The following is a 6634-nucleotide window of genomic DNA, read 5'->3' on the forward strand; positions in this document are numbered from 1 at the left end:
GGGCTTTCATGAAGAACCTGCCGCGTGGCGCGGGACTGGCGGGTGCCCTGGTGGTGCTGATCGTCGCCGCTTCGTTCATCTCGCCGCACTTCCTCAACCCGATCAACATCCTGAACGTCCTGCGTCAGGTCGCGCTCTACGGCATCCTGGGCGTCGGCATGACCTTCGTGATCCTGACCAAGGGAATCGATCTGTCCTTCGGCTCGACGGTGGCGCTGACCGGGGTGGCGGGCGCGCTCCTGCTCGAACAGGGCGTACCGATCGCGTTGATGGTACCGGCCTGCCTCGCCCTCGGGGTGGCGATCGGCGCGGCCAACGGCTTCGGCGTCTCCTACTGGCGGATCCCGGCCTTCATCGCGACGCTCGGCACCATGGTCATGGTCCGCGGTTTCGCGCTGATGCTCGCCGACGGCGGCACGGTCAATCCGGGTCGACACGCCGACACGTTCTTCTTCCTCGGTGGCGGCTATCTGTTCGGCGTTCCGACCCCGATCTACGTCTTCGCCGTGGTCTGCGCGGTCGCGGCGATCGTGCTCGGCTACACGCCCTTCGGCCGGGCGATCTATGCGGTCGGCAGCAGCGAGGAGGCGGCGCGGCTCTCCGGCATCAACGTGCCGCTGGTTACCTTCGGCGTCTATGCCATCGGCGGTTTCCTGGCGGCGCTCTCCGGGCTGATCTTCCTGTCGCGTCTGTCGGTCGGCGATCCGAACTCGGGCCTCGGGCTGGAGCTCGAAGCCATCACCATTGCGGTCATCGGCGGAACTTCGTTGTTCGGCGGTGAAGGAACCGTCCTGGGCACGATCGGCGGCGCCATGGTGCTCGCCATCATCGCCAATGTCCTCAATCTTGCTGGAGTCTCACCCTTCTCTCAGCAAGTCGTCAAGGGTGCAATAATAATTCTTGCGGTCCTTCTGGAGACCGGGAGAAGATCCAATAAATAACCAGTGGTCAAATGGAGGAATCTTCATGTCTAAGCTCATCGGACGCACGGTTGCACTGTTCGCCGGCATCGCTTTGGTCTACTCGGCTCTGCCGGCGATGTCTGCCGATCAGATCGTCATCGGCTTCTCGCAGGCGAGTTCGAATTCCGCCCATCGCAATACGATGACCAAGCGCAATCAGAGCTACGCCGCCGAGAACTTCAAGGACGTCAAGCTGGTCGTCACCAACGCCGAAGGCAAGTCCGCCAAGCAGATCTCCGACGTGGAGAGTCTGATGGTCCAGGGCATGAAGGTGCTGATGATCTCCGCGCAGGACAGCGCGGCGATCGCCCCGACGATCAAGCAGGTGATGGCGGCGGGCATCCCGGTGGTCACGCTGGAGCGCAGCCTCGACACCCCGGTGACGTTGCACGTCGGCCCCCACAACAAGCCGATCGGCAAACTCGCCGGCAAGTTCATCGTCGAGAAGCTGGGCGGCAAGGGCAACGTGGTCGAGATCAAGGGTGACCCGGCGGTCGCCCCGGCGGTCGAGCGCCACGACGGCTTCGCCGAGGCCATCGCCGGCACGGCGATCAAGGTCATCGCCGAGACCCATGCCGACTGGGATCAGGAGAAGGCGCTGAAGTTCATGGAAGACACCCTCCAGCGCTTCCCCGCCGGTCAGATCCAGGCGGTGTTCACCCACAACGACAACATGGCCTTCGGCGCCCTGCGCGCCATCCAGGCCGCGGGCCGTGCCAAGGAAGGCATCCTGATCATCGGCATCGACGGCGAGAACGCCGCCATCCGCTCGGTGGACAAGGGCGACCTGACCGCGACCTTCACCTACTCCACCGTCGCGCCGGAAGGCGTGATCGCGGCGCATGCCCTGGCCACCAAGGACACGGCGGCGCTCGAGAAGCTCGGGACGCTGACCAAGAAACCCGACGGCTCGATGGAGATCGAGATCGCCTCGAACATGATCACCAAGGCCAACGCGACGCAGTTCTTCTGCAAGGGCTTCGGCGACGATCCGGAATGCAAGTGACGGCGACGTCCGATCGGCCGACCCTCCGCGGCCGCTCGGATGCGAGCGCCCTTCGGGCGTGATCGAACGTGACCTTCGACGGCCGGGCGCTGCGGCGTCCGGTCGTCGGGCTTCCGACCGCGAACCCCGGGCGAAGCTCGAGGCCCGCCCTCGTCGGGATCCGGGCTCACCGTCGGGGCCGGAGCCCGTTCCCACCAGACTTGCGCCGCCCCGCAACGATCCACGGGCGCCCCCTCACCTCGGCGCCCCGTCGCCCGTCACCCGACGCGCCACCGGTGTCGAGGCGCATGCGGCCGACCGGCGGCGCGTTCGCGATCGTCCGTCGCCGTGCTAGCGTCGGACGGTACGGCCTCGCCAATCGAAACCCGGGTGGTCCCTTGCGCTTTCCTTTCAGCCTGCTCGCCCTCGGCCTGCTTTTCGCGACGTCGGCGTTTCCGGCACCGGCCCGCGCCGCCGACGCCGCCTTCGGGCAATTCGTCGCGTCCCTCTGGCCCGAAGCCGAGGCGGCGGGTGTCTCGCGCGAGACCTTCGACCGCGAAACGCGCGGTCTCGAGCCCGATTACAAATTGCCCGATCTCGCCCTGCCGGGGCGGCCCGAAACCGGGGCCGCCGCGCAGCCGGAGTTCGTGCGGACGCCGGCCGACTACGTCAAGGAAGCCACCATCGCCCGCCTGGCGCGTGACGGGCAGCGGCTGGCGCGCGAGCACCGTGCCGCCCTCGATCGGATCGAAGCGCGATTCGGTGTCCCGGCGACGATGGTGCTGGCGATCTGGGGCCGCGAGACCGACTACGGCCACGCCGCCGATCGCCTCGATGCGCTGCGGGTCGTCGCGACCCAGGCCTATGCCGGCCGGCGCAAAGATCAGTATCGCGCGGAGTTCGTTCTGGCGCTGAAGATCCTCGGCGAGGGGGCGGTGACGCGGAAGGAGTTCCGCTCCTCCTGGGCCGGTGCCACCGGCCTCACCCAGTTTCTGCCGTCCGAATATTACGCGCACGGCGTCGATCTCGACGGCGACGGCCGCGTCGACATCTGGCATTCGGTGCCGGATGCGCTGGCCTCCGCCGCCAAACAGCTCGCCGACAAGGGCTGGCAACCCGGCGTGCGCTGGGCCTGGGAGGTGCGGGCTCCGGGAAACGCCGACTGCACCCTGGGCATCCCCGAGGTCCGGAAGCCGATCGGCGCCTGGCTCGGGGCCGGTTTCACGCCGGTCCGCGGCCGAACGCCGTCGCCCGCCGAGCGCGCCGAGCCCGCCTCGCTGCTGCAGCCGGAGGGGGTCTACGGACCGTCGTTCCTCACCACCCGGAACTACTTCGTGATCAAGGAATACAATTTCTCCGACCTCTATGTGCTGTTCGTCGGCCATCTCGCCGACCGCATCGCCGGTGCGGAGCCCTTCGCGACGCCGTGGTCGGCGTCGGCGCAATTGCGGACGGCGTCGGTCGAAGCCATGCAACGTCACCTGACCCGCCTCGGCTTCTACAAGGACAGGATCGACGGCAAGGCGGGCATGCTGACCCGCGCGGCGCTCGGGGCCTACCAGAAGTCGGCCGGACTGAAGGTCGACTGTTGGCCGAGCGAAGCGGTGTTGCAGTCGTTGAGCGCGCCGCGGTGAGCGGGTGAACCGGGGGGGCGACCCGTTCGATCGGCTCGACGCGGCCGATAGTGTCGCACCATGCGCAAAATTCTTGCTGCGGTGGCCGCGACCCAGCATGATGAAATCATGTGGAACGCGGGCCGAAACGACGCTCTTCTGCCGCGAAGACCGATCGATCGCCTGTCCGGGAGCGACGCCCTGCTGCTCCTGGAGGTCATCGAAGCCTGCGTCGGTGCGGAAGAGGACGGCGCCTTCCGCGCTTCGATCTGGCCGAAGCTCGAGGGTCTGTTCGACTTTCGCTTTGCCTATGCCACCGCGGCCTTCGGACCGAACGGCGCGGATCGCCGCGGCATCACCCTGCAGCGCTTCGTCAACTACAACGTCCCCGACGATGTCCGCGTCGCCTATGGCGAATGCGGTTGGGAGACGAACGACCTGGTGATCGAGGAGCATTTCCGGAGCTTCCAACCGCAGTATTGGTCCGGCGGCGAATTGGAGCATCTGTTGCTCGGAACCGGTGAGAAGCGGACGATCCCGATCTCCAATCCGTGCAGCGCGGTCCTCATGGACTGCGGGATCCGCTCCGGTTACATGTGCGGCGTTGCGCCGATGTCGCCGAACGAGCCGGGCAGCATCCTGTGTTTCTCCTCGCCCGGGCAGCGGACCTACGATCCTCGGGTCGATCGGATCCTCCACCTTCTGGCCCCGCACCTGCACTGCGCTCTCCTCCGCGTGACGCAGCGCGACGCCGGCGACGATCGCGCGGTGACCCTGTCCGGGCGCGAACGTCAGGTTCTCGGCTGGCTGAAGGCCGGCAAGAGCTCGTGGGACATCTCGGTGGTGCTGGGCATCAGCGAGCGCACCGTCAACTTCCACGTCTACAACGTCTTGCGGAAACTCGGCGCGATCAATCGCCCTCAGGCCGTGGCCATCGCTCTGCGTCGGGGCCTGATCTCGCTCGACTGATCGGACATGCGGCCCGCGCAGGGTACGCGACGGCCTTCGGCGTTGCGTCGGGTGGCAATGACCTCGACGGTTTCGGCGAGGTGCGCGTCGCCGCACGCGGACGGGCGGCTCGGCCGGCCTGTCAGTTCTGACAGCTGACAAGGCCGGCGTTTGCGAGACAATTCCGCCACTCACCGGCCCGCCTTCGGCTTGGAAACGCCCCGTCTTCATCGCACACCATCGATCGGTGGAGGAAGAAATGCGTGTAGTCACACCGGAACAACACGCCGATAGGCAGGATGCGGCGGATCATGGACGCATTCACTATTTGGATAATCTGAGGTCGTTCATCGTCTGCATCGTCGTGGTCTTCCACGCCGCACTGGCCTTCATGATCTTCTGCCCCGAGTGGTGGCCGGTCGCCGATCCCCAGCAGAACCTGTTCTTCACCGGGGTGGTGCTGCTCACCGATGTCCCGATCATGCCGATCATGTTCCTGTTGGCCGGTTACTTCGGCCTGGAGTCGCTGCGTCGGAGGGGGCTCGGCGACTTCTGGCACGACAAGTTTTGGCGGATCGTCGTGCCGTGGCTGCTCGGCATCGTGGTGATCGCCCCGTTCTGCCCGTACTTCCTGCTGCTCAGCCGTGATGCGAATCCGCCGAGCTTTCTCCACGTCCTGACCGATCTGTATTTCACCGAGCGCTACAACACCCAGGGCGCGCTGTGGTTTCTCGGGGTGCTCACCGTCTTCTTCGGTGCTCTGTCGCTCGTCTGGGCGGCCTGGCCGGCCTTGCGCCGCGTCGACGAGCACCCCGGACGGCCGACCGCGGCCTTCTGGGTCGGGTTCAGCGCCGTGGTGATGGTCGTCTTCCTGGCGGTCAACCAGTTCTGGTTTGACTTCCAATGGGTTCCGATCGACTACGTGCTGTGGGTTCAGCCGACCCGGGTGTCGCTCGAGGCGTTCTACTTCGTCCTCGGCGTCCATGCCTGCCGTGGTCGGTGGTTCGTCGCCGGCGGTTATCGACCGAACGTCGTGGTCTGGTTGCCCGTCGCCGTCGCCGCCGGCGCGCTGCTGTTCGTCTACAAGATGTGGGTCGGCTTCCTGATGCCCGAATTGTGGATGCGGGCCGGCCATGCGGTCCTGCACTGCCTGTTCTGCCTCGCCACGACGCTCGCCCTCATCGGCCTCTTCCAGGCCCATGCCGACCGGACCGGCGCCTTTCTGGGACGACTGGCGGCCGCCTCCTTCGGAATTTATTGGGTGCACATGCCCATAGTCTTCGCGTTCAACCTGCTCGTGCGCGGATACGACTGGAACATCTACGTCAAATACCTCGTGGTGAGCGCCCTGGCGTTGGTCGTGAGCCATCTCGTCGCCTCGCGCGGACTGCTCCTGCTGCCCATCTTCGGCGGTAGGCGGCTCACGTCTCCCCGCCTTCTCGCCCGTTAGACCGCAATCGCACTCGATCTGCCGGCCAAGAACCGATCGCCCTCGTCGGAGAGCGAGACGGCGGCTCCCTCTCGTCCCGAAACTTCGGGACGCCCCCCAGACGCGGGGAGGAACCGAGTTGCGCGAGACCCACCACGACCCGATCGACACCGCTGCGGGGATCCGCGGAAACCGGCCGATGCGCGCGGCGGCATGGTGCCGGTCGCCGGGCCCGAGGGCGCGGACCACCGCTTTCCGGCCGGCGCGGCCGCGCGGTCGCCGCGGTCCCAAGGAACGAGCGCCGCCGCCGGGTTCGCGACGGGCCTTCGAAAATTCGAATCAAGCAAAGTGTTCGGAGAGGAAACATGTCAACTTACATCGGTGCAATCGACCAAGGGACGACGAGCTCTCGCTTCATCGTCTTCGACAAGACCGGCCGTATCGTCAGTGTCGCGCAGAAGGAACACGAGCAGATCTTCCCGAAGCCGGGTTGGGTCGAACATGATCCGGCGGAGATCTGGCGGCGTGTCGAAGAAGTGGTCGCCGAGGCGATGGAAGCCAAGGGCCTGAAGCCCAGCGATCTCGCCGCGATCGGCATCACCAACCAGCGCGAAACCACCGTCGTGTGGAACAAGAAGACCGGCAAGGCCGTCTACAACGCGCTCGTCTGGCAGGACACCCGCGTCGGCGACGTGGT

Annotated in this window: 6 protein-coding genes; all 6 read left to right on the forward strand. The window is 66.4% G+C overall.

What is annotated here, in order from left to right; all coding sequences use genetic code 11:
* Window positions 1-8: 8 nt before the first annotated feature.
* Complete coding sequence (locus EYW49_RS19170; RefSeq protein WP_131311242.1) at window positions 9-941, forward strand: ABC transporter permease; 933 nt, start codon at window positions 9-11, stop codon at window positions 939-941.
* 25 nt (window positions 942-966) lie between these two features.
* Window positions 967-1968 (forward strand): substrate-binding domain-containing protein, encoded by a 1002-nt coding sequence (locus EYW49_RS19175; RefSeq protein WP_131311243.1) that lies wholly within the window; start codon window positions 967-969, stop codon window positions 1966-1968.
* A 395-nt stretch (window positions 1969-2363) separates the two neighbouring features.
* Window positions 2364-3581: a lytic murein transglycosylase gene (locus EYW49_RS19180; protein ID WP_228259685.1), complete on the forward strand. Its 1218-nt coding sequence runs from the start codon at window positions 2364-2366 to the stop codon at window positions 3579-3581.
* A gap of 60 nt (window positions 3582-3641) precedes the next feature.
* A complete protein-coding gene (locus tag EYW49_RS23675) occupies window positions 3642-4529 on the forward strand; it encodes a LuxR C-terminal-related transcriptional regulator (RefSeq protein WP_131311245.1) in 888 nt (295 codons plus the stop codon).
* Window positions 4530-4836: 307 nt separating this feature from the next.
* A complete protein-coding gene (locus tag EYW49_RS19190; protein ID WP_165498337.1) occupies window positions 4837-5958 on the forward strand; it encodes an acyltransferase family protein in 1122 nt (373 codons plus the stop codon).
* Between the two features lie 344 nt (window positions 5959-6302).
* On the forward strand, window positions 6303-6634 hold a 332-nt coding region (locus tag EYW49_RS19195; RefSeq protein ID WP_265937404.1), incomplete at its 3' end, for an FGGY family carbohydrate kinase.

This window comes from Siculibacillus lacustris (assembly GCF_004328075.1).
Taxonomy (GTDB): Bacteria; Pseudomonadota; Alphaproteobacteria; order Rhizobiales; family Ancalomicrobiaceae; genus Siculibacillus; species Siculibacillus lacustris.

Coding starts and splice junctions, on each gene's coding strand:
- EYW49_RS19170 (WP_131311242.1), top strand. CDS start 9: ATGAAGAACCTGCCGCGTGGCGCGGGACTGGCGGGTGCCCTGGTGGTG.
- EYW49_RS19175 (WP_131311243.1), top strand. CDS start 967: ATGTCTAAGCTCATCGGACGCACGGTTGCACTGTTCGCCGGCATCGCT.
- EYW49_RS23675 (WP_131311245.1), top strand. CDS start 3,642: ATGCGCAAAATTCTTGCTGCGGTGGCCGCGACCCAGCATGATGAAATC.